Raw genomic sequence first — 26,815 nt, forward strand, 5'->3', positions numbered from 1 at the left:
TGTTTCAATAAAGGAGGAAGTAACATGGTAAAAGGAAGAATTCATTCTGTAGAGTCTTGTGGTACTGTTGATGGCCCAGGAATTCGTTATGTCATATTTACACAAGGGTGTTTATTACGTTGTCAATATTGTCATAATGCTGATACGTGGGAGATCGGTAAAGGAAAAGAAATAACAGTCGAAGAAGTAATGCAGGATGTGACATGTTACCTTCCTTTTATTGAAGCTTCCGGAGGCGGTATAACAGTTAGTGGTGGGGAACCATTATTACAGCTAGATTTCTTAATTGAATTATTTAAGAAATGTAAGGAAGTTGGAATTCATACAACAATTGATTCTTCAGGTGGTTGTTATTCTGAAGAACCAGAATTCCAACATAAGCTAGATATTTTAATGGATTACACAGATTTAGTTTTATTGGATTTGAAACATATTGATTCAAAGAAACACCGTAAATTAACAGGAAAACCAAATGAACATATTTTACAATTTGCTCGTTATTTATCGGATAAAAATAAACCGATTTGGGTACGACATGTATTAGTTCCTGATATTACTGATAATGAAGAGGATCTACAAAAGTTATCTAGCTTTATTCAAAGTCTGTCTAATGTTCAGAAAGTTGAAGTGTTACCATACCATAAACTTGGTGTATATAAATGGGAGGCACTTGGGCATAAGTATCCACTTGCAAATGTAGAACCACCTACTGAAAAAAATGTAGAGCAAGCAAGACATATTTTACAAGCAGTCTAATCCAAATTTTGGATTAGATTTTTTGCTTTCTTTACAATAAAACCTAGAGTATATATATAGAAAAGAGTATACTGAAAATAGAATATCCATATTTTTGTAAGGAATAAGTGGAGAAATTTACATAATTGTAAAGGGAAATCAAAATAGTAAAAAGAATTAAGAAGTAAAAGAGTGAGTATCATGGAATAGAGAACATTTGTAAGTTATTGCGAAAGCTCTTATAGGAAAGTATAATGTAAAGATATGAGCACAGATAGGATTAAGGGGTCAATCTTATATGCTTTGCATATCCACGACAGGTACATAGCTGAAAGAGAAATATTAGAGTCTGTTTATGTAATTTTTAAGGAAAATGTTTTTCCTATTGTCGTATATGCAATATGGAGAAACAATAAGCTAGGAGTGGATTTGTTTGATAAAAAACCCCAAGGTTTTAATATTAACTGCACATTACGGTAACGGTCATGTGCAAGTAGCGAAAACATTAGAACAAACATTTCGCCAAAAAGGAATTAAAGATGTAATTGTATGTGATTTGTTCGGAGAATCACATCCAGTTATAACCGATATTACAAAATATTTATATTTAAAAAGTTATACAATAGGAAAAGAATTATACCGCTTGTTTTATTATGGCGTAGAAAAAATTTATGATAAAAAAATAGCATCTTGGTATGCGAATTTCGGAAGAAAACGTTTGAAATTACTTTTACAAGCAGAGAAACCGGATATTGTTATTAATACCTTTCCGATTATAGCTGTGCCAGAGTTAAAAAAACAAACAGGTATTTCAATTCCTGTGTATAACGTATTAACGGATTTTTGTGTGCACAAAATATGGATTCATCGGGAAGTAGATCGTTATTTTGTAGCAACGGATCACGTGAAAAAAGTTATGATTGATATTGGTGTGCCCGCGGAGCAAATTGTTGAAACTGGAATTCCGATTCGTAGTAGTTTTGAGTTAAAGATCAATCCAGACATTATATATAATAAATATCAGTTATGTAAGAATAAAAAGATTTTACTAATTGTAGCAGGTGCTCATGGGGTATTAGGAAGTGTAAAAGAACTATGCCAATCATTTATGTCAGTGCCTGATTTACAAGTAGTTGTCGTTTGTGGGAAAAATGAAGCGTTAAAGCAGGATTTATTAGGGTTACAGGAAAAAAATCCTGATGCATTAAAAGTATTTGGTTATGTTGAAAATATTGATGAACTATTCCGTGTTACTTCTTGTATGATTACGAAGCCAGGCGGGATTACGTTAAGTGAAGCGGCAGCATTGCAAGTACCTGTCATTTTATATAAGCCTGTTCCAGGACAAGAAAATGAAAATGCGATGTACTTTGAAAGAACAGGAGCTGCAGTTGTCATTCGTGATGATAGTGAGGTTTTTGCAACAACAGAGGCGTTATTACAAGATGATATGAAGCTTCTTCAAATGAAAGAAGCGATGAAAAGCATTTATCGTCCGGAGCCAGCTGGTCATATTGTGGATACAATTTTGGCAGAAAATCATGTAGAACCGAATCATATACCTATTAAATCACCTGCTCTTGCACAATCATTTACTTAATATGAAACCCTCTTTTGTATATTTAAAGAGGGTTCTTTATTGTTTTTAAAGATAAAGTAGCAACTTATCCACATGAAGATTACGTTTGCATTAAACAGTAAAGTCGGAATATTAACAACTATATCCACATTGTCCACAATTTTTAGAAAAATATCCACAATTCTAACATTTTCTATACGTTACAACATATAAACTTGTGAAGGGTATGTGGAATTTATTCACAATTCTATAAATTATGTGGATAACTTTATCCACATAAAAAAGGTTCCTTGTAAATAAGGAACCTTTTGTTTTACTCTATCACGTAGAACAAATATGTAATGAGAATGAATAATTAGGGGGGAGACGTTCTAATTATTCATTCTCACTTTAAATACTTTTCGAGCGATAACCCGCTGCGCGATCTGCTTTACGAAATTCTCGTTGGTAGAGAACTTCTTGTGTACTAGATAATGCGTTTTTTGCTTTGTCACGTTTCTTTTTATCCATTACAAATCACCTCGTGTCCTAAAGTCACTATCTATCGTTTCCAAAGACATGGGGTGATATACGTATATGTTAAAATGTTAATGATTAATTATTATTTCTGAAAATTTATATTATGCTTCTTTTAAGTGATGAGCATCTTGGAACGTTGTATCTCGCATTGTAGCAAGTGTATATTGATCTTTTGGAATTTCATATAAGTTATATACTTCTTCATTCGCGTTAATTTCATCATAAACGGCTTTTCTTGTTTCGTTTGCTAGATTTACGTATTGTAATTTTTCTGCAGCTTTAATAGAACGAATATTTATTTTACGAATACGCATAAAAATCGTTTCAATATCTAATTCATAGAAAAGTTCGCTAAAAAATGAATCTTTTGCCAATTTATTATAGCCTTTTCCATGATAAGGTTTGCCAAGCCATGTTCCAAGGAATCCGGCTTTTTCTTGCACATCAAATAAAGTAATTGTTCCGATAGGGTTACCCCATTCATCTAAAATTGTGCGTGAAATTAATTCCCCACGCTCTTCAGCTTCAATCGTTTGTTTCGTTAAAAATAAATATTCCTCATAAGAATAAGCCTTTTGACGCACAAAAGGGAAGACAGCTGGATCCACCATTAACTCGTATAGAACGTGGCTGTCGTGTAAGTCGCGTTTTTTCAACATACTAACTCCTCCTCACACGAGGGTAGCATGACGAAAAAACACCCCACCCTCGAAATTTTTATATCAATCTTTAAAAAATTTCGGGGTGGGAATCGAACCCACTAGAACCAGTTTCTAACGCTGGTGGCGCACCATTTGCCTTCCCCATTCATCAATTTGAAAATGATAATCACGACACAAATTGATTATGGTTTCATTCAGTTTATAATCGTATAATACTTTATCTAGTCAAAAAAATAAACTAGTTTTTTTTATTTTTTTTGTAAATTATTTTTCCATCAATCATAGTTAGTACAGGCTTGGCTAAATAATGGAAAGGATGGTGTGTCCATAACACGAGATCAGCATCTTTTCCAACCTCAATGCTTCCAATTCTATCCTCTAAACGTAAATTTCGCGCTGGAAATATAGTGATTCCTTCTAGGGCAGTTTTTTCATCTAATCCTTCCCTTACCGCGACAGCAGCACAAACATTTAAATATTGAATGGGTGTATAGGGGTGATCTGTTGTGATAGAAACTTCCACACCATTTTTTGATAAAACATGGTAAGTGTCCCATGTTTTATTTTTTAGTTCGATTTTAGAACGGCGTGTAAGCGTAGGGCCAACTGAAACCTTCAAATTGTGTTTCGAAAGTTCTTCAACAATAAAGTGTCCTTCTGTACAATGTTCAATACGTAAATCGAGATTGAACTCTGTTGCAAAACGTAGAGCTGAACTAATATCATCTGCTCGGTGAGCGTGGATACGTACGGGTATTTCGCGGCGTAATGCTTTTAAGATAGGAAGCATTCGAAAATCAGCTTCATGCCCGTAGTGCTGTGCTTCATAGAATGATTCCCGAAGTAATCCCATAATTCCCATACGTGTTATGGATTCTTTTGTTCCATTACTATGGACCTTTTTAGGATTTTCGCCAAAGGCAATCTTTAAGCCAGCAGGTTCTTGAATAATCATATGATCAATACAAGTTCCAGCTGTTTTTATTACACAAGTAGTACCACCGATAATGTTTTGACTTCCTGGCATAACATGAACAGTTGTGATTCCGTTTCGTACAGCATCTTGAAATGCAATGTCAAAAGGGTGGATTCCGTCCAAAGAACGGATATGTGGTGTTGAAACTTCAGATGTTTCATTTGCATCATTACCAGCCCAACCAGTACCTTCATCATAGAGACCAAGATGAGTATGGACATCAATAAATCCAGGCAAGAGATGAAGAGCACGTGCGTCTATAACTGTCATATCTTGAGTAGGTTGAATGGAAGGGCTGACCTCAGCAATTCTTTCTCCTATAACGAGTACATCCCCTTGAAGTTTTGGGGATGTAATAGGATAGACAATGGCTTGTTTGAGCAATATTTTCATAGGTACCTCATTTCTGTTACTTTATAATGTTAATGGAATTTAAGGGAAAGTAACGGAAAGATTATTTGTGTAATAATGCTCCGAATTCTAGAAAATGAAAGTTTTGAAAGGGCCCCTTTAAAACTGTGTTTTAGAAGTACTACATTGTATGCGAAAGTATATTTTGTAATGCATGGTCTATTGCCGGAAATGTGTATTGATATCCATGTTTAATTGCTTTACTAGGTAATACATATTGCCCTTCTAGTACAAGTATGCTCATCTCACCCAATAAAGTGTGAATCATAAACGAAGGGACAGGTAACCAATGAGGTTTTTTCATTATAGTTGCAATGGTTTCTCCAAATTCCTTCATTCTTATAGGTTGGGGAGCTGTAATGTTAAGAGCTCCATCAATTTCTTCTTTGTGTATGATGAAATCAATCATGCGAACGACATCGGCTATATGAATCCATGATAACCATTGGTTCCCAGATCCAATTGTACCTCCGATATAGAATTGATAGGGGAGTAGCATTTTTGGAAGAGCTCCTCCGTCTGCGCCTAATACGACTCCCAATCTTGCGTAGATCGTTCGTATTCCGAGAGAACGTGCTTTAGATGCTTCTTGTTCCCATGAATATACTGTATTTGCTAAAAAGTCATTTCCAGGAGTCTCATGCTGCTCTGTAAAAGAATCGGTTTCAGACGTTCCGTAGTATCCAATAGCACTTGCGTTAATAAATGTGTGTGGTTTTGTATGGAGTGCTTGTAATTGTTTAATGAGTCCTTTTGTTGTTTGAATTCTACTGTTTAAAATGACTTTCTTTTGTTTCTTTGTCCATCTACTATTAATAGACTCTCCAGCTAGATTAATAACTACATCGATAGAAGAGAGGGGGAAGGTTTGTAAATCTGGTGTCCATTGAACATACTGCAGGTTAGGGTCGGAAGTTTCATTAGCTTTTTTTCGCGTGAGAATGTAAACAGTATATCCTTTTTGAATAAAAAAAGTAGAAAGGTATTTACCGATAAAGCCGGTACCACCAGAAATTGCGATTTTCACAAGTATTTCCTCCTCATTATATATATTCTTGAAAAGCAAAAACGTTCCTCGACTATGTTAAAATAATAGAGAGGTGAGAGTATGGCTGTCATTACAAAAATAGAAGTACAAAAACGATCGAAAGAACGGTTTAATATTTATATTGATAAAGGTCAAGGGGAAGAGTACGGGTTTAGTGTGAATGAAGTAATCTTAATAAAACACGGATTACAAAAGGGCTTAGAAATTGATGAAATAGCGTTAGGAAATATTTTGTACAATGAAGAGGTACAAAAAGCATATTTACAAGCAATCTCCTATTTATCCTATCAAATGAGAACGAAACAAGAAATAGAAGATTTTTTACGAAAAAAAGAAGTGGGACAGGCCATCATCTCTGAAGTCGTTTCAAAATTATTACATGAACGATATATTAATGATAAAGAGTACGCTGTTTTATATACGAGAACGCAAAGTAATGTGAATCGAAAAGGTCCCACCGTTATTAAAAGAGAGTTGTTAAATAAAGGTGTTCAGGATCTAATTATTACGCATAGTTTACAAGAATATCCGAAGGAAAAGCAAATTGAAAATGCTTTAATTCTTATAGAAAAGAAGAAAAAGTCTTATCAAAAGCATTCCTTTTTACAAATGAAGCTAAAGCTAGACGAAATGCTTGTTCGTAAAGGATATTCTAGAGATGTGATTCAAATTTGTTTGGAAGAATTGAAAGACGAAAAAGATGACGAAAAGCAACAAGAAGCGTTACACTATCATGGAAATAAATATTATGAGAAATATAAGAAGTATGATGGATGGACATTCCAAAATAAGATGAAACAAGCGTTATATCGCAAAGGGTTCTCTATTGATGAGATAGAGATATTTTTGCAGATGAAACGCGAAGAGGGATGAGGGGAATAAGATGAATATGCCAAAGCGCTACAGTGAAATGACACCACATGAGCTAAGGGAAGAAATTGGGCTTTTGAAAGAGCAAGCGATAAAGGCTGAGCAACTTGGAATTGTAAATGAGTTCGATGTATTAATGAGAAAGATGGCAATGGCTCGTGCTTATATGACTGACATAAACAAATTCCATATTGGTGAGACATATGAATTGGTAGAAGAACCTGGTATATTATTTGAAATTACGTATTTCAATGGGGTATTTGCTTGGGGACATAAGCAAAATGATAGTGAAGAGATTGGAATACCGATTTCTTTATTGCAAGAAAAATAAAAACCAGAGAGCGAATATCTCTCTGGTTTTCATCTTTGGTAGGCGTTACAGGAGATAGGAGATTCTAAAATTGGCGTTTTTTACATTCATTCGCCAATATAATGAGAGACTGGGTTTGTTGCGTCTGTCCGTTAACTTGCGCTTTTGCATGTTTCGGACGAGTCCACGTATGGTTAAATAATTCAGAACGACTATCTAAGCGATCACGGTAGCTCATCTTTATCACCTCGTGTAGGAAGTTAAATTAATTTGTACTACTCTTCCTGCTGATTTGCAGCACGCATACGTTCTTGTGGGTGCGTGTTAATTGTGCCGTTAGGTCGTTTCGAAGCGAAGCGTGATTTCGCTTTCGGTTGACCGTCGATTTTGCTGTTGTTTTTTGACTCAGACCAAAATTCGGCTTGTTTACCCATTGCGAACGCCCTCCTCATCATCAGTTGATACCTCTTGAAGAAGTATCAATTATAGAATGTGCAAAATAGAAGAAACTATCCTTTAGAAATGAAGGGATAATTAGGTAAAGGAGATTAGAACATGAATGATATTTATGAAGCATTAACGAAAGAACTATTGGACAAAAATGACAAACTTTCTTACGCGCAAGCTCGGGCGTGGGTTGAATTACTGTGGGAAGATTTTCAAACAACTTATGCGAAATCAGGTCGTTATCAAGGAGAAGAAATGACTGAACAAGTGGTGCGATCATGGATTAATAATCATGGAGGACGCCTTCATGAAATGCGTACAAATAATCCGAAATATAGCCATCTAATCAATCAAGAAGATCATTTGAAACATTAAAAAAAGCGACTTAAGTCGCTTTTTTTAATGTGGAAGTAATTCCAGTTTTTTTCGAAGTTTTTCTTCACTAAAAATCCATCCTGTATAGGAACTAATAATATTTAAATTATGATCGAGTTGAACAATTGCAACGAATGGATAATAATCTTTACTGCGATATCGCAAATCAATGAATCGAACTTCGTAATAATGATCATAATCGAAAATGTCCCAGCGATAAACAGGGGAGAAAGATAGAAATGCTGAGATATTTTCATCTTGTTTCGCGGCGCGCATAATAGCGTTATCTGGGAACGGTACCCGGTCGAACTTATCATATACCATGATATTTCCACGATGCCATCTAGCAACGTAGTAATAATCAGTTGTAACGACTGCTAAATGATAATGATAAAATCGATAAGAAGGAGAAATGATTATCTTCTCAACATTTTTGAACCGTTTTTGTACAACGCTTCTTATATTTCTATGCATCATAATCCGTCCGATGTAGTAAATAATCATTAATATATACGCTGCTAAGGCAGTATACCCTTTATGGGAACCTACGAGCATACAAGCAATTGCGAGTATGTGGATAAAGAAAATGACTGTATCGAATGTATTAATGATGCCGAGCGCTACCCATTTTTTTGTGAAGGGCCGTAATGCCTGTGTACCGTAGGCATTAAAAATATCTACAAAGACATGAAGAAAGACGGCAATAAATGACCAAAGTAGTAGGTGCAAATATGGGGCGTCTGAAAAGAAGGCGAAAGAGATGCCACTTATAAGGAATGACCAAAGAATCACTGCAGGAATGGAATGAGTAATCCCACGATGATTTCTTATATATTTAGCGTTATTACGCAATTTTAAAACTGTATCGATGTCAGGAATATTGGAACCGGCAATTGTAGCAAGCATAACTGCTTGTGGCCCAATATCACTTTGTGCTATGGCTGGATCTAACGTTGCCAAACTGCCTAGAGTAACGCCCATAACAAGGTGAGTGGCTGTGTCCATAGAAATACACCTCCGTTTTTTATTAATGTAACTCTTTTTATTCGATACCTCAAGTCCTTTGCCTTCTATTTCCTATGTCATCTTACTTAAATTTTTTCCTAAAATCTTTATAATAGTACTTATATGCAAAAAAATGAGGGGGATCAAGTTTGACACTTGAAATATTAAATAATTTTAACATAGAGCAGTTTCAAAATGATTTAATTGGTTGGTTTGAAAAAGAGCAACGCGACTTACCGTGGCGTAAAAATAAAGATCCATACCGCGTTTGGGTTTCGGAAATTATGTTGCAGCAAACAAGGGTAGAAGCTGTAAAACCATATTACGCGAATTTTATGGGGAAGTTTCCTACTCTAGAAGCTTTGGCAAATGCTGATGATGAAGAAGTGTTAAAAGCATGGGAAGGTTTAGGGTATTATTCTAGAGCACGAAATTTACATGCGGCCGTAAAAGAAGTAAAAGAAGTATACGGCGGGATAGTACCGAGTGATGTAAAGAAAATTGAAAAGTTAAAGGGAGTCGGACCATATACAAAAGGTGCTATTTTAAGTATTGCATATGGTATACCAGAGCCAGCAGTTGACGGAAATGTTATGCGTGTATTATCCCGTATTTTATCAGTATGGGATGACATTGCAAAACCGAAAACTAGAAAAGTGTTTGAAGAGATTGTACGTGAAATTATTTCGGCAGAAAACCCATCTTATTTTAATCAAGGATTGATGGAGTTAGGTGCACTAATTTGTATTCCAAAAAATCCAGCATGCTTACTTTGTCCTGTACGTGAGCATTGCCGGGGATATGCTGAAGGTGTTCAAAAGGAGTTACCAGTAAAAAGTAAAGCGAAAGCTCCTACAATGGTACCGATTGTTGCAGGGGTACTTCAAACGGAAGATGGTCGTTACGTTATTAATAAACGTCCAAGTACCGGATTATTAGCTAATATGTGGGAGTTTCCGAATATTGAACTTGGCGAAGGAATTCGTAATCAGAAGGAACAGCTTATAGATTATATGAAAGAAAAATTTGACCTTTCGATTTCTATTGAAGAATACGCGATGAATGTGCAACATACGTTTACACATCGCACTTGGGATATATTCGTATTTTACGGAAAAGTAACTGGTGATATTGTTGAAACAGATACATTGAAATTTGTATCGAAAGAAGCATTTGAGCAGTTACCTTTTTCAAAATCGCATCGTACGATTTATGAGAGTTGCGTTGAGAAAATTACAATGCAATAAAGTGAAACTTTAATCAGTGGGGGTTTTCTTCATCCCCCACTGATTATTAGTTGAACTAATCGGACTTTTATGGGCAGTTGATCCCCCACCTAAATTCTTTGCTTTCGCTGCATTTTGAGGTGGGGGTCTTACTGCCCATTAAAGCGGGATAAATAAAAAAGTGTTCCCAATTGGGAACACTTTTTTAATCGTAAGAAATTCTTGTCCCATGAATCCAACTAGCATCACCTTCTTGTAAGCCACCTCTTGATTCAATTTCTATTACAATTTCTTTGTAAATACTTTGACCTTCTGCGTTTAAATAAGGCAGAATTTGTTGTAATGAATGATGAAAATAAGCTAATTCGTCTTCTTTCCATTCACTTTTTGAAATCATCGTTAGTTCCGTCATATCGCGCCCTATATACATATTCCCACCTCCATTTTCTATAGTTTGAATGAGTGATAAGAGATATATGCGTAATTTTTTAAAAGAAAATGACGGATAGCTTCTAGTTGAATTGGTTACATTATTGATTGTGGAGGTGAGAAAGATGAGTAAAAAACAACAAGGTTATAACAAAGCAACTTCTGGTGCTAGCATTCAAAGTACAAATGCTAGTTATGGTACAGAGTTTTCAACTGAAACAGATGTGCAAGCAGTAAAACAAGCAAACGCACAATCAGAAGCAAAGAAAGCACAAGCTTCTGGTGCACAAAGTGCAAATGCTAGCTATGGTACAGAATTTGCAACTGAAACAGACGTGCATGCTGTGAAAAAACAAAATGCACAATCAGCTGCAAAACAATCACAATCTTCTAGTTCAAATCAGTAATGAAAGAAAAACACTTCTCTAACTCGTGAGAAGTGTTTTCTTTGTGCTTTGGTCATGGTAATGAAAATAAAGCGAACGACATAACTTCTAATAAGTCAACAAATGTAGTCAAAGGAGAAGGAAGCTAAAGATTAGAAATATGTAATGAAGAATAATAACTGATAAATAAGTCCAAAAGGGGGTAAGTAATGAGCGATTTTGATAAGTTGGTTGGAGAGCAATTGGAAACGATGGATGAATTGTTAAAGTTACAAGCTCATCTAGAGAAATATCAGCAAATTGAAATGAGCGAAAAGGATACGTGCGATAAAAAGGAATTACATTTTATTCGCCAAGAAATATATAGAACAGAATTAGCACTCAAGCTATTACATGAGAAATTTGAAGAGCAAACAAATAGTGTGATTCAATCTTTTGAAACTGAAAAAATGATTTCAAATTTAGGATAAAATATACCGTTGCCTTCAGGTGAAAGGTCCTTCTTTACATGGAAATAAGGAAGGGCTTTTTTTATTCTCATTTCCTCGTTTGGCTCCGTTTCCGAAGAAGATTAAGGATATGGTATTCAGTGTGAAACATAGAGTCTTATCGCTTTAGTTTTAAAATTTCGACAAAAAAGTTATAATAGAAAAAAAGTGAATGCAGTTCAAAGGGCATTTGCAGTTGAAGGAAGGGAGCATATATGGGATTTCCCAAAGAAGGAGAAAAGGTACAAATACATAGTTATAAACATAATGGCTCCATTCATAGAATGTGGGAAGAGACAACAATTTTAAAAGGGACACAGAGTCTTGTGATCGGAGCGAATGATCGTACAGTAGTGACGGAATCAGATGGCCGAACATGGATTACTCGTGAACCAGCAATTTGTTATTTTCATGCAAACTATTGGTTTAATGTGATTGGAATGTTAAGGGAAGAGGGCGTATATTATTATTGTAATTTAAGCTCACCTTTTGCATATGATTCCGAAGCATTGAAGTACATTGATTATGATTTAGATATTAAAGTGTATCCAGATATGACATATACGCTTTTAGATGAAGATGAGTATGAAAAGCATAGTCAAATTATGCAGTATCCACCTGTTATTGATACCATTTTAAAACGAAATGTAGCACAATTAACACAATGGATTCATCAAAGAAAAGGACCATTCGCGCCAGATTTTGTAGATATGTGGTATGAGAGATATTTAATGTACAGAAATTAAAACAAACCTGCAGGGGATTTCCCGGCAGGTTTGTCCTATTAGAGGGGGGATTATGTGCAAGGTATAAAAAGATATTTGCAATTTGTTAAACCATATCGATGGCTTATTGCTATTACGATTATGATTGGTCTAGTTAAATTCGGCATCCCGCTTATTATGCCGTGGTTATTAAAATATATTATTGATGATGTAATTCAGGGCGGAGGGTCACTTCAAGATAAAACGTCCCAACTAGTAACAGCGATTGGGATTGCGTTTTTTATTTTTGCAGTATTAAGACCGCCAATTGAATATTATCGCCAATATTTCGCGCAGCGTATCGCGAATACAATATTATATGATTTGCGAAAGCATATTTTTGGTCATTTGCAAAAGTTGAGCTTACGCTACTATTCGAATACAAAAACAGGGGAGATTATTTCACGTGTCATTCATGATGTAGAACAAACGAAGGACTTTGTTATTACTGGTTTGATGAATGTTTGGTTAGATACGGCAACAATTGCTATCGCTATTATTGTTATGTTTTCTATGAATATAAAATTGACATTTGTTGCGCTATTAATTTTACCGATTTATGTAGTGGCAGTGAAGTATTTTTTCGGGCGTCTTCGACGATTGACGAAAGAGCGTTCACAAGCGTTAGCAACGATGCAAGGGTATTTACATGAACGTATTCAAGGGATGCAAGTGACACGTAGCTTTGCGTTAGAAGAGTATGAGGGGAAGCAGTTTGAAAAAAGAAATAATGAATTTTTGACGAAAGCGTTAACGCATACGAGTTGGACGGCGAGAACCTTTTCGGCAGTAAATACGTTAACGGATTTAGGGCCGTTACTTGTAATCGGTTTTGCAGCATATGAAGTGATTCAGGGGCAGTTAACATTAGGGACTATGGTTGCCTTTGTTGGATATATGGATAGTTTGTATAGTCCACTTCGCCGCCTTGTTAATTCCTCTACGACATTAACGCAGTCTTTCGCATCGATGGATCGAGTGTTTGAACTGTTAGATGAAAAATACGATATTGTCAATGTGCCAGGTGCGGTACAAACGAAACAATTAAATGGCGAAGTGATATTTGATAATGTATCTTTTCGTTACAATTCGGATGAAAAAGAGGTATTACATAATCTTTCGGTAACTATGTTGCCAGGAGAGAAGGTAGCACTTGTAGGAGCGAGTGGGGGAGGAAAGTCATCTCTTGCTAGTTTGATTCCTCGTTTCTATGATGTTTCCTCAGGGGCAGTTTATGTAGATGGGATAGATGTCAGAAAGTATGATATGAGAAATTTACGTAGTCATATTGGAATTGTACTGCAAGATAATTTGTTATTTAGCGATACAATCGGGGCAAATATTTTATACGGAAATCCGAAAGCTACAGAGGAAGAAGTGATTGCAGCTGCCAAAGCTGCGCAAATTCATGATTTTATTATAGAGTTACCTGATGGTTATGATACTGTCGTTGGAGAACGTGGTGTGAAGTTATCTGGTGGCCAAAGGCAACGTGTAGCGATTGCACGAGTGTTTCTAAAGAATCCATCGTTACTTATATTAGATGAGGCGACTTCCGCTTTAGATTTAGAAAATGAACGATATATTCAAGAGGCGCTTCAGACGTTAGCTGCTGATCGGACGACGATCATAATAGCACATCGATTGGCGACGATTACGCATGTGGATACGATTATTTACATTGAAGATGGTGAAATTAAAGAGACAGGTTCTCATGAAGAGTTAATGAAAAAGAGAGGATTTTATTATAATTTATATCAACTTCAACATATAACAGAAACAGCTCCTTTAGCGTAAAAGGAGCTGTTTTTTTATTCGTCTTCTTTTTTATCATCGATTTTGAGTTCTGCTTCTGGTTTATGGTATGTGTAGAAGCTATCCACAAGTAAATCTAAATGCTCTACTTCTTCACTATAGTTAATAATGGCAGAAATAAGAGGGAAGAGGTGTAGCCATGTTTTATACGCTTCCTCATCGTCTTTGTTTTGATATTCCATAAAGATATCAATTAATTCTTGTTTACCTGTTTCAACTTCATCAAGCATTTCAACGGACTGTTGTTTTTTTGCTTTACCAATAAATTTTAATAAAACTTGTTCATGATAATGCGTTAATGAATCAAGTTCGTTTTGGATAGATTCCTGAAATTCTTCTGGCATATAGCGCAGTTCATTTTCAGTACGATGTAATGATTTTAACGTACTTAAAGCACGGCTTGTCGTCGCTAACATTTGTCTGAATAAAACGAGCTTACGAATTTTTGCGAACTTTACTTTTTTCGTGTAGCTTCTTTCTTCTTTATACAGCAAATAGTAGTGGTTTAGTTTGATCATTTTTTCTTTCATACGATCAATATCAGTTTTTAACGTTGTAAAATCAGAAGCTTGCCTGCTATTCATTCGAATCCATTTTACAATTTCTTCTGTGTTATCAACGATACGATGATAAAGTTTTGTTTCGTATTTTGGCGGCATAAACACTAAATTTACAAGTGAAGCCGCAATAATTCCAACCATAATCGTCGCAAATCGAAGTAAGGCAAAACTAAAGAAATCTTCACCTTGATACTCCATAATAGCGATAACTGTTACTAAAGCAATTGATATTGTGTTTTCTAATCGTAATTGCAATGTAAGAGCAATTACTAATATACATGTTAATCCAATAATAAAAGGATTATGTCCAAAAGCAGTAGCGAATGCGATAGCGAATACCGCACCAATGACGTTTGCTTGAATTTGTTCAAGTGCAGTTAAATACGAGCGGTATACAGACGGTTGAACAGCGAAGATAGCTGAGATTCCCGCAAATACCGGACTCGGTAAGTGAAGTAAAATACAAGCAAATAAAGCTAATGTGATGGCAATACCCGTTTTTAAAATGCGAGCACCAAGTTTCATACCCTTAATAAGATCCTTTCTCTTGTCATAATGAATGTACAACATGATACTATACATTCATTACAATATGTTAGCAAGTGATATTTTAGTGACGTTAATAAGAAATTAAGATTCATTTTATACTTTTTCCTAATTCTTTTTAAACATCAATTTTTAGTAAAAAAACCTGCTGAATTTCAGCAGGTTTCAAATTGTTACTATAGATTACTATGAGAAGTGTACTTCGTCAATTTTTTTCTTGAAGATGAAAATTAGGCATATCACTCTGTTGAGATAGATGGATCAGCCTGCTCTTTTTTCGGGATGATTTCAAAAAACTGTTGCTGCATATCATCGAGTAACGGTGTTAACAAAGCAACTTCCTCGTATTGCTCATGTTCATTTAATACACGGATATAATCTAGTAATAACTCGGTCACATCTTGCACACCATTTTTACTAATTGGTTGTAATGTAACATTTGCTCCTTTTGCGATTCTTCTTTTTAAGGCCTGTTCTGTTAAACCTAAGCTTGAATCATGGCGTAAATAAACAACCCCGCCAGTCATACCAGCGCAAATCCACGGACCAGGATCCCCTAAAACAAGAGCGCGCCCATTTGTCATATATTCAAAAGCGAAACCTTTAATATTAGAGTATGCTCCTATATTCCCTTGCTCTTTTTCACGGAGTGGCTTTGTCATGCGTCCGCCAATTATCATGTCTGCTCCAGAGAGGCGAATGCCAGCGCGAGCATCAGCGTTACCTTGAACGTATAGCGCCCCTTTTTGTGCACCGTATCCAAAACCTTTTCCGACAGAACCGTTATAATATAGACCGTCTTTTCCTTTTGCTTTCGTTATATAAATACCACCACCAAAGGAGGTTTTACCAATACCATCTTGTGCGCCGCCGTTTACGTGTATAAATAAGTTCTCACTATTGTAAGCACCTAATCCATTTCCAGGAATCGAGCCATTCGTATACTTTAATGTAAGTGGTTCAAGCTTCGTGTCTTCATATAATTTACTACGAACGCGATAACAAGATTCTAGACCACCCATAACGCGTTGCTCTACGCCAACGCCTACTAATTCTTTTGAATGAGGAGAATGAATTGTTTCAAATTGTTTTTCTAGTACGTGTTCTGTTTTTGTACTAGATGGATGTTCTATCGTTTGTAGTAAATTACATAAGTTTAATAAATTTTTGCCTCGAACTTGTTCTAATAAATCGGAACGCCCGACAATTTCTTGTAAATTTGTATAGCCGAGATTTCCTGTTAATCGTTTTAGTTCTTCGCCAAAAGTAGTGAATAAATGTAATAATCCAGCCACGGCGCTTTCTAATTCACGCGGGACGAAGCGGCGTAATCCGTGTTCTTTCGCTTGAGCTTCAGATTCAATCTGTGTTGCGATTCCAACGTGGCAAGTATCTAGATGACATCCGCGGCAAGTTGTACAGCCAATTGCAATCATGGATAATGTACCAAATCCAATGCGGTTTGCTCCAAGGAGCATAATTTTCAAGGCGTCATTCACACTTCGAATACCACCATCAGCCCAAATTTCTACTTTATGTCTCATATTTGCTTCTAATAAAGCATTGTGAGCGGCTTTCACACCAATTTCTACAGGAAGCCCTACATGTTGCAATGCGTGAATACGTGCAGCCCCTGTACCACCATCAAATCCGCTAATGTTAATAAAATCAGCACCAGCTTTTGCGATACCAACAGCAATTGTTCCAATGTTAGGGACGACAGGGACTTTTACAGCTACTTTCGCAAGTTGATTAGCCGTTTTAATTTCTGTAATCATTTGAGCTAAATCTTCAATGGAATAAATATCATGGTTGTTAGAAGGTGAAATTAAATCTGATCCAATTGTCGCATTACGTGCTTCAGCGATTTTGGCTGTTACTTTTGAACCTGGCAAATGTCCACCTTCACCAGGCTTTGCGCCTTGCCCAATTTTTATTTCAATTAAGTTTGATGAATTGAGTAGTTCGGCGTTTACGCCAAATCGTCCGGACGCAATTTGTTGTCCACGTGTATGTGGATATTTTCCAATCATATCTTTAATTTCGCCGCCTTCACCGTTCAAACTAATCATATTTAGCTGATCGGCTGCTTCTGCATATGCACGAAAGGCAATTTCATTTTGAGAACCGAATGACATGGAACTAATAATAAATGGTAAATCATGATTTTGAATACTGATGGACACTTCTTCAGCCGGAATGACATGTTTTGTTTCTTTCGTTTGAACAAGATGTCTAATTGCGATTGGGTTATTTTCTTCTAATTCACTTAATTTTTCACGGTAATCATCATAAGAGTTTCCTTTTGCAACATCGCCAATTGCTTTCCAAATTCGCGGGAATATATGAAAAGATTTTCGCATTCTAACTTTAGGATTGTTATAATCGTTCGCTCGCATTTGTGCATCTTCAGCAAGTGATTCAAGAGAAAAAGCTAAATCATTTGAACCTAAGAAATTCGTGATTTGCAATATATTTGTGATTTCTTCATGTAACCCGATAGAAGAATAGAGGCGACCGTAACCACGCAATTCATGAATTCCAATTGTTGAAATGACTTTTTCCAGTCCTTTATTAAGAGCATTGTATAAATTCGTAATTGGTGTTTTTGTCCCATCATTTACGGTTGCAAATAATAAATATGGATTAATACTATCTGCTCCTAATCCATACAGTGTGACGATATCATGTAAGGAGCGAAGGGCACCCGAACGTATAACGAGCGAACAGTTTCGGCGTAATTTATTTTCGCTTAATACTTGATGTACTTTCGCAGTAACTAAATGGGGATCAATCCATAACCGTTCATTTAGATGAGCGTTGGCATCGTCTATTAATAGTAGGGAAGCCCCATTGTTCACAGCTGTTATTGCTTCAGAACTAATTCGACTTAAGGCGCATTGTAAAGTTTCTGCCTGACTGAATGTAGCAGAGATTGTAGCGATAGAGCTATGAGTATTGAATAGTTGTATAAGTTGCTCGTACGTAACTGTGTGTAATTCTTCTGCAATAGATTGTGCTACACTTCCTTCTAAAATAATCGGGGAAAGCATCTCAACTACAAATGGTTGTTTAGCACCGCTTAATAAACTTGGTCGCTCTCCAAGTATCGTTCGTGTAGAGAAGTGTTCGACCTCTCGATCGCGATCAATTGCTGGATTTGTAACAACAGCTACACTTTCCTTAATGAAATCAGCGATATTTCGTCTATCAGTATCGAGTGCAGCGAGTGGTGAGTCATGCCCGAGTGAGCGAATTGGCTCAACGCCTTTTGTTGCCATCTGTTCAAGAAGCTGAATATGTTCACGATCCCATCCGAAAGCAACGTATTGTTTCGTTTCAACTTGCATAGAATCACATAATCCTTGGATTTCTTTCGTTTCAGGGGTAGATAAGTTTAAATGATAATCTTTAGTATCCACTCGTTTTTTAAAACGGTCATATACTTGAGCTTGGTATTTGTCATATTCATAAAGAACAAGCTCATCTTGTTCATTCCACTTTAGTCCGACTTTTTCCCCTGGAGCGAGTGGTTTTGGTTCTGCTACATATTCAGTTGGTGATACAACTCCAGGTTCAGAAGAGAAAATATAAGAGCTTTCTGTCTCTACTTTCCATACTGGTCGTAGCCCAAGGGAATCCACGCTGAAAACAGCTTCATCTTTATAACGTGAAATAATGCCAGCTGGACCTTGTGCAAAATGGCCCCATGCTTCACGTATATACGTATATAAATCTTGTAAATGTGGTTCATAAAGTTTAATTTCATTAATAATTGGCGGGAATAGTATATCCATTGCTTCAAATAAACTGTAGTTGTATTGAACAAGTAGAGTTTCTAAGGTGCGGTTTAAATCTTGGGAGTCACTGCCCCCAGCAGTAAGTGGAACGTGAATCATTTCAGCTTGATCGCGTAATTTTGCAATTGTGTTAATTTCACCATTATGTCCGAGGATACTAAATGGTTGTACACGAAAGAAGTTAGATAATGTATTAGTAGAATAGCGATTGTGTCCTAGTGTCATAGTTGAAGCAATAAGTGGGTGTTGTAAATCATTGTAATAGGCAACAAGTGTATCCCCAGCACCTAGAACTTTATATACAACGTGATCACGACTTAAGGAAGCAACATGAATCGCTTCATTTTCTTCTATTTTTATCGTTACTGTAAATAATGTTTGCTCAATATTTGCAACTTCATTTTCTGCGATAAGAGCAACTTGCCAAAATAAAGGTTCTTCTTGTTTACCAAGTGGACCGAGTGCATCGGAGTTTATTACATCATCACTTTCGAAAAGAATTGCAAAGTTTTCGTTGTTTAATTGTGTACGAATATGATTTTTTAAATTAACTATATTTTCGTTTTTATTTAGAAAAAAATGTCCAACGATAAAGTGGGGATGATCCACGATCGTTGGATTATATCCGCTACTTTTTAATTTTTCATTCCAAAGTGCTTTTGGTATATCAATGTGAATGCCGATTCCATCACCTTCGCCATTAATGAAACCAGCTCTATGATTCATTTTGACAAGTGATTGTATGCAAAGGTCAATATTTTCTTTTGTAGGAATTTTTCGTTTCTCCATAACGGAAACGATTCCACACGCATCATGTTCTGCATTTTTGTAATCTCGAAATAAAGACGGTGTCCATGTATTTGTTTTATTGAGCATCCGTCAATCCCCCCTCTTATGAAAGTTTGAATAATCTTACTATTTAAGGCGTGAGCAGCCTTGTATACAAAGATAGTAAGGATATAAAAGAAAATTAAACAGATAATTATGAATAATTATACTATTGATAAGGAATTTATGAAATAGAAAAAAGGAAAAAAGAAAGGTGTGCTTTCTTTTTTCCTTTTAATGACGGGATTATTTATTGTTTGCTAAAGCAGCAAATGCTCTACCTACAGCTTCAATTGTATATTCAATATCTTCTTTTGTATGTTCTGTCGTTAAGAACCATGCCTCATATTTAGAAGGTGCTAAGTTAACTCCTTCTTGAAGCATAAGCTTGAAGAATTTACCGAACATTTCTCCGTCTGTATCTTGTGCTGCATCGTAATCTTCAATTGTATTCGTTGTGAAGTATACAGTTAAAGCACCTTTTAGGCGGTTTAATGTAATATCGATATTATGTTTTTCAGCCTGCTCTAAAATTCCTTTTTCAAGCATTGCACCAAGTTCATCTAATTTTTCATAAAGCCCTTCTTGTTGAAGAACTTCTAGACAAGCAATACCAGATGCCATAGAAGCAGGATTTCCTGCCATTGTACCAGCTTGATATGCAGGTCCGAGCGGAGCCACTTGTTCCATAATTTCTTTCTTACCACCGTAAGCACCGATTGGAAGTCCGCCGCCAATAACTTTACCAAGCGCTGTTAAGTCTGGTGTTACGCCAAGTAAGTCTTGAGCACCACCGTACATGAAGCGGAAAGCAGTAATAACTTCATCATAAATTACTAGTGCACCAGCTTCGTGAACAAGTTCATTTACTTTCTCAAGGAAGCCAGGTTTTGGCTCTACAATACCGAAGTTTCCAACAATCGGTTCTACAAGAATAGCTGCTACCTCATGTCCCCATTTATCTAATGCTTCTTTTAGAGTTTCTACATTATTAAATGGAACGGTAATAACTTCTTGAGCGATACTTTGTGGTACACCGGCTGAGTCAGGAGTTCCTAGTGTAGAAGGGCCAGATCCAGCTGCTACAAGTACTAAATCAGAATGACCGTGGTAACAACCAGCGAATTTCATAATTTTTGTGCGGCCTGTGTAAGCACGAGCGACACGAATTGTTGTCATTACAGCTTCAGTACCAGAGTTTACGAAACGGACTTTATCTAATGCAGGCATTGCTTCTTTTAACATTTTTGCAAATTTTACTTCTAGTGCTGTTGGAGTTCCGTAAAGTACACCATTTTCAGCAGCTGTTGTAATTGCTTTTGTGATGTGCGGGTGAGCATGTCCAGTAATAATAGGACCGTATGCTGCTAAATAATCGATATATTTATTTCCGTCTACATCCCAGAAATAAGCACCTTTTCCGCGTTCCATAGCAACAGGAGCGCCGCCGCCAACTGCTTTAAAAGAACGAGAAGGACTATTAACACCGCCAACGATATGTTCTAAAGCTTCTTTATGTAATGCTTCTGATTTTGTGAATTTCACTACCATTCATCTCCTTACAAAAATCTATGTATTATTCTAACATGTTTTTTGAAAAGACGTATTGTTTGTGATAGAGAAGGCAGTTGGGTAAACTATTCGTTGTGACATTTAGGAAGGGGGTCCGGTTATGAAATCGGTAATTGAGGTACAAGGGTTACGTAAAGAATTTACAGCCTATTCAAGTCGTCCAGGTTTAAAGGGTGCATTTCGCGATTTATTAAATCGTAATTATAAAATAGTACCAGCAGTAAATGATGTATCTTTTACTGTGAAACAAGGTGAAATGGTTGGGTATATCGGTGAGAACGGTGCCGGTAAATCAACGACAATTAAAATGCTTACGGGGATTTTGACTCCGACATCAGGAGACATTTTAGTAAATGGGATGAACCCGCATAAGCAGAGAGAAGAATTTGTAAGAACAATTGGTGTTGTTTTTGGTCAACGCTCACAGCTTTGGTGGGATATTGCTGTACAAGAATCGTTTCGTTTATTAAAAAAAGTGTACGGTGTATCAGACGCTCAGTATAAAGAACATATGGAGCACGTGATTGAAACGTTAGATATTGGTCCTTTATTAGATAAGCCAGTTCGAAAGCTATCTTTAGGTCAAAGAATGCGTTGTGAATTAGCGGCAGCATTAATTCATAATCCGCCGTTATTATTTTTAGATGAACCAACAATTGGGCTAGATGTACTTGTGAAATTGAAAATACGTGAATTTTTAAAAGAAATGAATGAACGCTATAAAACAACAATTTTATTAACAACTCATGATATTACTGATATTGAAGCATTATGCGAGCGCGTTATTATGCTGGATGAAGGCAATATTATGTATGACGGTTCTTTAAATAATCTTCGTACGCAGTGGGGAGCAGAGAAAGAAATACATTTTCAGTTTGTCGCACCAGTTTCCTATCAAGCTTTATCAATGGTTATGCCAGATAGTCATGTCGTTTGGTCGAAAGCGAAAGAGGAAAACGCGTGGATTGCAAAGATACCGAATGAAGAAGTTATTATTTCAATGCTTATTTCTAAAGTAGTACAAGCATTTCAAATTAAAGATTTAAAAATTAACGAAGTGTCTACAGAGGAAATTATTCGTAACATTTATGAAGAAGGTATTAAACATGGGTAAGTACATTGAAATGATTCGAATTCGCTTTTTAATGATGCTTGCGTATCGTACAAACTACTATAGCGGGATTTTAATTTATACAATTAATATCGGCGCATATTATTTTTTGTGGCAAGCAATTTATAGCGGAAAAGAGAATATTGAAAGTTTATCTATTTCGCAAATGACTACGTATATCGCAATTGCGTGGATGGCACGTGCCTTTTATTTTAATAATATAGACAGGGAAATTGCGATGGAGATTCAAGAAGGACGTGTAGCCGTAGAACTGATACGTCCATATAACTATTTAGGGATGAAAGTGATGCAAGGTCTTGGTGAAGGAATATTTCGCTTTGCCTTCTTTTCAATTCCGGGTATGGTTATCGTTACTTTATTATTTTCATTGCAAATTACAACGAATTTTCAAACGTGGTTATATTTCTTCTTATCTTTAATATTTAGTTTTATTATTAATACACAAATTAATTTAATGACGGGAATGCTTACGTTCTTCCTATTTAATAATAGTGGAATTATGTATGCAAAACGTGTTGTTATTGATTTATTTTCAGGTCTATTATTACCGATTAGTTTTTATCCGTTATGGGCCCAAAAGGCAATGATGTTTTTACCGTTTCAGGCCATTAGTTATATTCCGAGTATGATTTTTTCAGAAGGTATACAAGGAAGTAAATTGTATGAGGCATTATTATTCCAAGTAATTTGGGCAATTGTACTTATTATTCCAATTGTACTCATGTGGAGAACGGCGAGAAAACGTCTAATTGTACAAGGGGGATGATGAGATGATATATATAAAACTATTTTTGCAATATGCAAGCCAATATATAAAAACAAAATTGGAGTATCGGGGCGATTTTATCGTTGGATTACTTTCTGATTTATCACTACAAGCTGTTAATTTAATCTTTATTCTCGTTGTGTTTGGACATACACAAGCATTAAAAGGCTGGAGTAGAGAAGAAGTCATCTTTATTTATGGTTTCTTTTTAGTGCCGTTTGCCATTTTCTCAGCTTTCTTTAACATATGGGATTTTAATGATCGTTACATTATTAAAGGAGAAATGGATCGTATATTAACGAGACCGATTCATAGTTTATTTCAAATTATATTAGAAAGAATGGAGCTTGAATCTTTAATTGGAGCGATTACAGGGATGATTGTAATGGGCTACGCAGCAGTGGAGTTGCAATTATCTTTTTACTGGTACGATTTCTTCTTATTCTTACTAATGGTAGGAGGGGGCGCACTTGTATATGGAGGGATATTTGTTACACTTGCAAGCCTTGGTTTTTGGTCGGATGCGAAAAGTTCAATTATGCCGCTAATGTATAACATAGGTAACTATGGTCGTTATCCTGTTAACATTTATAACCGGGTGATTCGTTTCATTTTAACGTTTGTCCTACCATTTGCGTTTGTCGGAGTGTATCCGGCAGCATACTTCTTAAGAAAAACAGAGTGGAATGGCTATGCATTTGCAACACCGCTCGTTGGCGTTATCTGTTTTACAATTGCAATTACTCTTTGGAATCAAGGGGTAAAAAGGTACCGTGGTGCTGGTAATTAATTATAGAAGCTTGTTTGTTTCTAAGGGATAAATCCAATGGCTGTCTCATACATATAAAATGAGGTGGAGGACATGTTATGGGGATTTATTCTATTAGTTGCAGCAATTTCTATTTTGAGAAGTGTCCAATTGTTATGGAGTTCATATTCAGATTCAAGGCGTTTTTTTTCGTTGTATAATCTAGCCACATTATTTTTGATTTATACAACTGTACTAATTGCGTTTGGGTTAAGTTATGTTGTATTAGAAGAAATGGGTTTTGCAGTTCTGAAAGAGGATGGAGAAAGTGTGAATGCTCACTCTTTTCAACTGGTTGAAATTTGTTTATATTTTAGCGCAGTTACTTTATTGTCTGTTGGATATGGTGATATATCTCCGATTGGAATTGGGCGGTGGATTGCAATTGGAGAAGCGCTAATTGGATATACATTACCGTTTGCTTTTGTAATGAGGTCTGTAATAGACAATGAAAAATAAGGAAGCATTTGTTATAGTAAAAGAAAAGAGTAGGAGTGATAACAATGATCACAGTAGGAGAAATGGCTCCAGAATTTACATTAGAGGGAAGTAACGGGGAACAAGTTCGCTTAGCTGATTTTCGTGGTAAAAATGTAGTTCTATATTTTTACCCGAAAGATATGACTCCAGGGTGTACAACTGAAGCGTGTGATTTCCGTGATGCTTATGGATTATTTCAAGAGAAGGATACGGTTATTCTTGGAGTGAGTCCGGATCCGGCAAATAGACATTTGAAATTCATTGAAAAGCATGAACTTCCATTTGTACTTTTAGTAGATGAAGATCATAAGGTAGCGGAATTGTACGATGTTTGGAAATTGAAAAAGAACTTTGGAAAAGAGTACATGGGAATCGAGCGTTCTACATTCCTTATTAATAAAGACGGTGAGCTTGTAAAAGAATGGCGTAAAGTGAAAGTGAAGGGGCATATTGAAGATGTTCTTTCTTATATAAAGTAAATCCATAATGGAGATAAAATATATAGAAGTAAGGCGAGTGTCTATACATATTTTATCGTCTTACATAAAGTGAAGTGTAGGGCATACCTCCTCAGATGATAGTATTCCAAGTGCGATTATGTCGCACTTTTTTTCTATGTAAATGTATAAAAAAATGGGGAAAGATACATAAGAATAAGGCTATATACAAAAATAAACCACATACTTATAGTAGAAATATTGACGATTTATAAGAAAAGGAGTACACTCTTTATAAGAATTATAAAATAATAATCCGTATAGAATCGGGGTGCATGACGGTGGTCAAAGAAGAATTAAAAGAAGCGCTAGAAATGCTGAAAAATACGGGTGTACGCATTACTCCACAGCGTCATGCTATTTTAGAGTACCTTGTGGAATCTATGACGCACCCAACAGCGGATGACATTTATAAAGCATTAGAAGGTAAGTTTCCAAATATGAGTGTTGCAACTGTTTATAATAACTTACGTGTATTTAAAGAGGTTGGACTTGTAAAGGAATTAACTTATGGAGACGCTTCAAGTAGATTTGATTATGTTACAAGTCAACATTATCATGTGATTTGCGAAAAATGTGGTAAGATTGTTGATTTTCCTTATGGAGGTTTGGAACAGCTTGAAGAGGAAGCTGCGAAAACGACAGGCTTCGTTATTAATAGTCATCGCTTAGAAATTTATGGCGTTTGTCCAGAGTGTCATAAGGCGTAATATATATAAAGAAAGAGGCTGACGGCTTTACGTCAGCCTCTTTCTTTATTATATCTAGGAATTGCGTTAGGTTCAGGAGGATTTAAAATGTTCAGTAAAGAACCTAATTTAATTAAGAGTAAATACAAAAGGTGATTTCTTGGTTAAGAAATCACTTTTTAATGTTTAGTTTTGTAAGATTACATTTTCCTTACTGTACTCATATGTGCCTATGATTTATAGCTCTTCTTATTATATTTTTCATCAAATTCTTTTCCTTCTAGATTTCGATCCATTGTTAAAGGTTGGTTGCAATGCATACATGCGTCGACACGACCGAGCATTTTTGTAGGTTTATCGCAGCTTGGACAAATAATTTGTACAGTTTTAGTAGATAACATACCAATCCAAAAGTAAACGACAGTACTAGCGATCACAGCTAAGAAGCCAACCATCATAAATGTTGTCATAATAATAATGTTTTCACGGAAAAAGACTCCTAAGTATGCAATGAAGAGGCCGATAAATACTAAACTTAATGCAAAGGTCCGGATTTTATTAATTTTGTTTGAATACTTAATGCTCATTCTCACCACTCTCCTATAACAATAATAATAACATAAAATTTAGAATTTTCATTCGTTAAGAAGCGTGATAAAGTGATAAGATATGAAATGTGAATTAGGGTAAAGAATGAAGGGAGACTATACGGATTTTTGAAACATGTTTTTAAAGTTTTAACGGGATGTGAAATTTTTTTGTGAAAAGTATTGACCATGTATGTACTGCATGATATATTAATAACCGTCGCTGATGCAGAAACGCAGAAAACGACAAAAAAGAAATTAAAAAAACTTAGTTGACATCGAAAAACGAAGATGTTAACATAAGGAAGTCGCGAATGAGCGATCAAGTAGTTCTTTGAAAACTGAACGAAACAAACAACGTGAAACGTCAATTTTTATTTTTAGATGCTAGACAAACTAACTTTATTGGAGAGTTTGATCCTGGCTCAGGATGAACGCTGGCGGCGTGCCTAATACATGCAAGTCGAGCGAATGGATTAAGAGCTTGCTCTTATGAAGTTAGCGG

At 35.8% G+C, this 26,815-nt stretch carries 28 protein-coding genes and 1 rRNA gene; 17 read left to right on the plus strand and 12 right to left on the minus strand.

Annotated elements, in window-relative coordinates; all coding sequences use genetic code 11:
• Nucleotides 1-24 precede the first annotated feature (24 nt).
• Both pflA and CO726_RS25635 read left to right on the plus strand, forming a co-directional pair.
• Nucleotides 25-756: a pyruvate formate-lyase-activating protein gene (gene pflA / locus CO726_RS25630; protein WP_099686129.1), complete on the plus strand. Its 732-nt coding sequence runs from the start codon at nucleotides 25-27 to the stop codon at nucleotides 754-756.
• Between the two features lie 412 nt (nucleotides 757-1,168).
• Nucleotides 1,169-2,335, plus strand: coding sequence for a diglucosyl diacylglycerol synthase (locus CO726_RS25635; RefSeq protein WP_098759346.1), 1,167 nt, complete (start codon nucleotides 1,169-1,171; stop codon nucleotides 2,333-2,335).
• Between the two features lie 369 nt (nucleotides 2,336-2,704).
• On the opposite strand, the gene CO726_RS25640 is transcribed toward CO726_RS25635, so the two are convergent.
• The 4 genes from CO726_RS25640 to CO726_RS25655 form a co-directional block, all read right to left on the minus strand.
• On the minus strand, nucleotides 2,705-2,824 hold the full coding sequence (locus CO726_RS25640; RefSeq protein WP_000358480.1) for a YfhE family protein: 120 nt from the start codon (nucleotides 2,822-2,824) through the stop codon (nucleotides 2,705-2,707).
• A 110-nt stretch (nucleotides 2,825-2,934) separates the two neighbouring features.
• Nucleotides 2,935-3,492, minus strand: a complete 558-nt coding sequence (locus tag CO726_RS25645) for a GNAT family N-acetyltransferase (protein WP_000914736.1) — start codon at nucleotides 3,490-3,492, stop codon at nucleotides 2,935-2,937.
• A 241-nt stretch (nucleotides 3,493-3,733) separates the two neighbouring features.
• Nucleotides 3,734-4,864, minus strand: coding sequence for an amidohydrolase (locus CO726_RS25650; RefSeq protein ID WP_099686130.1), 1,131 nt, complete (start codon nucleotides 4,862-4,864; stop codon nucleotides 3,734-3,736).
• Nucleotides 4,865-5,003: 139 nt separating this feature from the next.
• Nucleotides 5,004-5,909, minus strand: a complete 906-nt coding sequence (locus tag CO726_RS25655; protein ID WP_099686131.1) for a TIGR01777 family oxidoreductase — start codon at nucleotides 5,907-5,909, stop codon at nucleotides 5,004-5,006.
• An 81-nt stretch (nucleotides 5,910-5,990) separates the two neighbouring features.
• Here CO726_RS25655 and recX point away from each other — a divergent pair, with 81 nt between their 5' ends.
• Both recX and CO726_RS25665 read left to right on the plus strand, forming a co-directional pair.
• On the plus strand, nucleotides 5,991-6,803 hold the full coding sequence (recX, locus tag CO726_RS25660) for a recombination regulator RecX (RefSeq protein WP_099686132.1): 813 nt from the start codon (nucleotides 5,991-5,993) through the stop codon (nucleotides 6,801-6,803).
• A gap of 10 nt (nucleotides 6,804-6,813) precedes the next feature.
• A complete protein-coding gene (locus CO726_RS25665) occupies nucleotides 6,814-7,131 on the plus strand; it encodes a YfhH family protein (protein ID WP_099686133.1) in 318 nt (105 codons plus the stop codon).
• 64 nt (nucleotides 7,132-7,195) lie between these two features.
• Here CO726_RS25665 and CO726_RS25670 read toward each other — a convergent pair whose 3' ends face one another.
• The gene (locus CO726_RS25670; RefSeq protein WP_000122093.1) at nucleotides 7,196-7,348 is read right to left on the minus strand and encodes a YpzG family protein; all 153 of its coding nucleotides are present in this window, start codon (nucleotides 7,346-7,348) and stop codon (nucleotides 7,196-7,198) included.
• 37 nt (nucleotides 7,349-7,385) lie between these two features.
• Nucleotides 7,386-7,544, minus strand: a complete 159-nt coding sequence (locus CO726_RS25675; RefSeq protein WP_000517891.1) for a small, acid-soluble spore protein K — start codon at nucleotides 7,542-7,544, stop codon at nucleotides 7,386-7,388.
• Between the two features lie 121 nt (nucleotides 7,545-7,665).
• Here CO726_RS25675 and CO726_RS25680 point away from each other — a divergent pair, with 121 nt between their 5' ends.
• Nucleotides 7,666-7,932 carry a YfhJ family protein gene (locus tag CO726_RS25680; RefSeq protein WP_000998157.1) on the plus strand — a complete coding sequence of 89 codons (267 nt, stop codon included), beginning with the start codon at nucleotides 7,666-7,668 and terminating at the stop codon, nucleotides 7,930-7,932.
• 24 nt (nucleotides 7,933-7,956) lie between these two features.
• On the opposite strand, the gene CO726_RS25685 is transcribed toward CO726_RS25680, so the two are convergent.
• Nucleotides 7,957-8,937, minus strand: a complete 981-nt coding sequence (locus CO726_RS25685; protein WP_099686134.1) for a metal-dependent hydrolase — start codon at nucleotides 8,935-8,937, stop codon at nucleotides 7,957-7,959.
• Between the two features lie 149 nt (nucleotides 8,938-9,086).
• Here CO726_RS25685 and mutY point away from each other — a divergent pair, with 149 nt between their 5' ends.
• Nucleotides 9,087-10,184 carry an A/G-specific adenine glycosylase gene (gene mutY, locus CO726_RS25690; protein ID WP_099686135.1) on the plus strand — a complete coding sequence of 366 codons (1,098 nt, stop codon included), beginning with the start codon at nucleotides 9,087-9,089 and terminating at the stop codon, nucleotides 10,182-10,184.
• 184 nt (nucleotides 10,185-10,368) lie between these two features.
• Here mutY and CO726_RS25700 read toward each other — a convergent pair whose 3' ends face one another.
• Nucleotides 10,369-10,593, minus strand: coding sequence for a hypothetical protein (locus tag CO726_RS25700; protein ID WP_136699852.1), 225 nt, complete (start codon nucleotides 10,591-10,593; stop codon nucleotides 10,369-10,371).
• A 124-nt stretch (nucleotides 10,594-10,717) separates the two neighbouring features.
• Here CO726_RS25700 and CO726_RS25705 point away from each other — a divergent pair, with 124 nt between their 5' ends.
• From CO726_RS25705 to CO726_RS25720, 4 genes are all read left to right on the plus strand, one after another.
• A complete protein-coding gene (locus CO726_RS25705) occupies nucleotides 10,718-10,999 on the plus strand; it encodes a gamma-type small acid-soluble spore protein (protein ID WP_000039045.1) in 282 nt (93 codons plus the stop codon).
• 188 nt (nucleotides 11,000-11,187) lie between these two features.
• Complete coding sequence (locus CO726_RS25710; protein ID WP_099686137.1) at nucleotides 11,188-11,448, plus strand: YgaB family protein; 261 nt, start codon at nucleotides 11,188-11,190, stop codon at nucleotides 11,446-11,448.
• A gap of 233 nt (nucleotides 11,449-11,681) precedes the next feature.
• The gene (gene ntdP / locus CO726_RS25715; protein ID WP_000506628.1) at nucleotides 11,682-12,212 is read left to right on the plus strand and encodes a nucleoside tri-diphosphate phosphatase; all 531 of its coding nucleotides are present in this window, start codon (nucleotides 11,682-11,684) and stop codon (nucleotides 12,210-12,212) included.
• A 54-nt stretch (nucleotides 12,213-12,266) separates the two neighbouring features.
• The gene (locus CO726_RS25720) at nucleotides 12,267-14,027 is read left to right on the plus strand and encodes an ABC transporter ATP-binding protein (RefSeq protein ID WP_099686138.1); all 1,761 of its coding nucleotides are present in this window, start codon (nucleotides 12,267-12,269) and stop codon (nucleotides 14,025-14,027) included.
• A 14-nt stretch (nucleotides 14,028-14,041) separates the two neighbouring features.
• Here the strand turns inward: CO726_RS25720 and CO726_RS25725 are convergent, their stop codons facing one another.
• The 3 genes from CO726_RS25725 to hemL all read right to left on the minus strand — a co-directional run bounded on the left by CO726_RS25725 (nucleotide 14,042) and on the right by hemL (nucleotide 21,330).
• Entirely contained in the window at nucleotides 14,042-15,130 is a 1,089-nt protein-coding gene (locus tag CO726_RS25725; protein ID WP_098759338.1) for an aromatic acid exporter family protein, read from the minus strand.
• Between the two features lie 260 nt (nucleotides 15,131-15,390).
• Nucleotides 15,391-19,827, minus strand: a complete 4,437-nt coding sequence (locus tag CO726_RS25730) for a glutamate synthase-related protein (RefSeq protein WP_099686139.1) — start codon at nucleotides 19,825-19,827, stop codon at nucleotides 15,391-15,393.
• A 198-nt stretch (nucleotides 19,828-20,025) separates the two neighbouring features.
• A complete protein-coding gene (gene hemL / locus CO726_RS25735) occupies nucleotides 20,026-21,330 on the minus strand; it encodes a glutamate-1-semialdehyde-2,1-aminomutase (protein ID WP_001974515.1) in 1,305 nt (434 codons plus the stop codon).
• A gap of 121 nt (nucleotides 21,331-21,451) precedes the next feature.
• Between hemL and CO726_RS25740 the strand changes: the two genes are divergently transcribed.
• From CO726_RS25740 to perR, 6 genes are all read left to right on the plus strand, one after another.
• The gene (locus CO726_RS25740) at nucleotides 21,452-22,465 is read left to right on the plus strand and encodes an ABC transporter ATP-binding protein (RefSeq protein ID WP_000843645.1); all 1,014 of its coding nucleotides are present in this window, start codon (nucleotides 21,452-21,454) and stop codon (nucleotides 22,463-22,465) included.
• On the plus strand, nucleotides 22,458-23,249 hold the full coding sequence (locus tag CO726_RS25745) for an ABC transporter permease (protein ID WP_000521517.1): 792 nt from the start codon (nucleotides 22,458-22,460) through the stop codon (nucleotides 23,247-23,249). The genes CO726_RS25740 and CO726_RS25745 overlap by 8 nt, the downstream gene beginning before the upstream one ends.
• 4 nt (nucleotides 23,250-23,253) lie before the next feature.
• Complete coding sequence (locus CO726_RS25750; protein WP_099686140.1) at nucleotides 23,254-24,039, plus strand: ABC transporter permease; 786 nt, start codon at nucleotides 23,254-23,256, stop codon at nucleotides 24,037-24,039.
• 72 nt (nucleotides 24,040-24,111) lie between these two features.
• The gene (locus CO726_RS25755; RefSeq protein ID WP_099686141.1) at nucleotides 24,112-24,516 is read left to right on the plus strand and encodes a potassium channel family protein; all 405 of its coding nucleotides are present in this window, start codon (nucleotides 24,112-24,114) and stop codon (nucleotides 24,514-24,516) included.
• 44 nt (nucleotides 24,517-24,560) lie between these two features.
• Nucleotides 24,561-25,016 (plus strand): thioredoxin-dependent thiol peroxidase, encoded by a 456-nt coding sequence (gene bcp, locus CO726_RS25760; RefSeq protein ID WP_099686142.1) that lies wholly within the window; start codon nucleotides 24,561-24,563, stop codon nucleotides 25,014-25,016.
• Nucleotides 25,017-25,315: 299 nt separating this feature from the next.
• Nucleotides 25,316-25,744 (plus strand): peroxide-responsive transcriptional repressor PerR, encoded by a 429-nt coding sequence (gene perR / locus CO726_RS25765; RefSeq protein ID WP_000237831.1) that lies wholly within the window; start codon nucleotides 25,316-25,318, stop codon nucleotides 25,742-25,744.
• A 209-nt stretch (nucleotides 25,745-25,953) separates the two neighbouring features.
• Here perR and CO726_RS25770 read toward each other — a convergent pair whose 3' ends face one another.
• Nucleotides 25,954-26,310 (minus strand): YgzB family protein, encoded by a 357-nt coding sequence (locus tag CO726_RS25770; RefSeq protein WP_000025063.1) that lies wholly within the window; start codon nucleotides 26,308-26,310, stop codon nucleotides 25,954-25,956.
• Between the two features lie 402 nt (nucleotides 26,311-26,712).
• Here CO726_RS25770 and CO726_RS25780 point away from each other — a divergent pair.
• A 16S ribosomal RNA gene (locus CO726_RS25780) occupies nucleotides 26,713-26,815 on the plus strand; the annotation flags it as partial.

Source organism: Bacillus fungorum (assembly GCF_002746455.1).
GTDB lineage: Bacteria > Bacillota > Bacilli > Bacillales > Bacillaceae_G > Bacillus_A > Bacillus_A fungorum.

Coding starts and splice junctions, on each gene's coding strand:
- CO726_RS25675 (WP_000517891.1), bottom strand. CDS start 7,544: ATGGGTAAACAAGCCGAATTTTGGTCTGAGTCAAAAAACAACAGCAAA.
- pflA (WP_099686129.1), top strand. CDS start 25: ATGGTAAAAGGAAGAATTCATTCTGTAGAGTCTTGTGGTACTGTTGAT.
- CO726_RS25685 (WP_099686134.1), bottom strand. CDS start 8,937: ATGGACACAGCCACTCACCTTGTTATGGGCGTTACTCTAGGCAGTTTG.
- CO726_RS25755 (WP_099686141.1), top strand. CDS start 24,112: ATGTTATGGGGATTTATTCTATTAGTTGCAGCAATTTCTATTTTGAGA.
- hemL (WP_001974515.1), bottom strand. CDS start 21,330: ATGGTAGTGAAATTCACAAAATCAGAAGCATTACATAAAGAAGCTTTA.
- CO726_RS25670 (WP_000122093.1), bottom strand. CDS start 7,348: ATGAGCTACCGTGATCGCTTAGATAGTCGTTCTGAATTATTTAACCAT.
- ntdP (WP_000506628.1), top strand. CDS start 11,682: ATGGGATTTCCCAAAGAAGGAGAAAAGGTACAAATACATAGTTATAAA.
- recX (WP_099686132.1), top strand. CDS start 5,991: ATGGCTGTCATTACAAAAATAGAAGTACAAAAACGATCGAAAGAACGG.
- bcp (WP_099686142.1), top strand. CDS start 24,561: ATGATCACAGTAGGAGAAATGGCTCCAGAATTTACATTAGAGGGAAGT.
- CO726_RS25730 (WP_099686139.1), bottom strand. CDS start 19,827: ATGCTCAATAAAACAAATACATGGACACCGTCTTTATTTCGAGATTAC.
- CO726_RS25665 (WP_099686133.1), top strand. CDS start 6,814: ATGAATATGCCAAAGCGCTACAGTGAAATGACACCACATGAGCTAAGG.
- CO726_RS25645 (WP_000914736.1), bottom strand. CDS start 3,492: ATGTTGAAAAAACGCGACTTACACGACAGCCACGTTCTATACGAGTTA.
- CO726_RS25745 (WP_000521517.1), top strand. CDS start 22,458: ATGGGTAAGTACATTGAAATGATTCGAATTCGCTTTTTAATGATGCTT.
- CO726_RS25740 (WP_000843645.1), top strand. CDS start 21,452: ATGAAATCGGTAATTGAGGTACAAGGGTTACGTAAAGAATTTACAGCC.
- CO726_RS25680 (WP_000998157.1), top strand. CDS start 7,666: ATGAATGATATTTATGAAGCATTAACGAAAGAACTATTGGACAAAAAT.
- CO726_RS25650 (WP_099686130.1), bottom strand. CDS start 4,864: ATGAAAATATTGCTCAAACAAGCCATTGTCTATCCTATTACATCCCCA.
- CO726_RS25705 (WP_000039045.1), top strand. CDS start 10,718: ATGAGTAAAAAACAACAAGGTTATAACAAAGCAACTTCTGGTGCTAGC.
- CO726_RS25710 (WP_099686137.1), top strand. CDS start 11,188: ATGAGCGATTTTGATAAGTTGGTTGGAGAGCAATTGGAAACGATGGAT.
- CO726_RS25750 (WP_099686140.1), top strand. CDS start 23,254: ATGATATATATAAAACTATTTTTGCAATATGCAAGCCAATATATAAAA.
- CO726_RS25700 (WP_136699852.1), bottom strand. CDS start 10,593: ATGTATATAGGGCGCGATATGACGGAACTAACGATGATTTCAAAAAGT.
- CO726_RS25725 (WP_098759338.1), bottom strand. CDS start 15,130: ATGAAACTTGGTGCTCGCATTTTAAAAACGGGTATTGCCATCACATTA.
- CO726_RS25640 (WP_000358480.1), bottom strand. CDS start 2,824: ATGGATAAAAAGAAACGTGACAAAGCAAAAAACGCATTATCTAGTACA.
- CO726_RS25770 (WP_000025063.1), bottom strand. CDS start 26,310: ATGAGCATTAAGTATTCAAACAAAATTAATAAAATCCGGACCTTTGCA.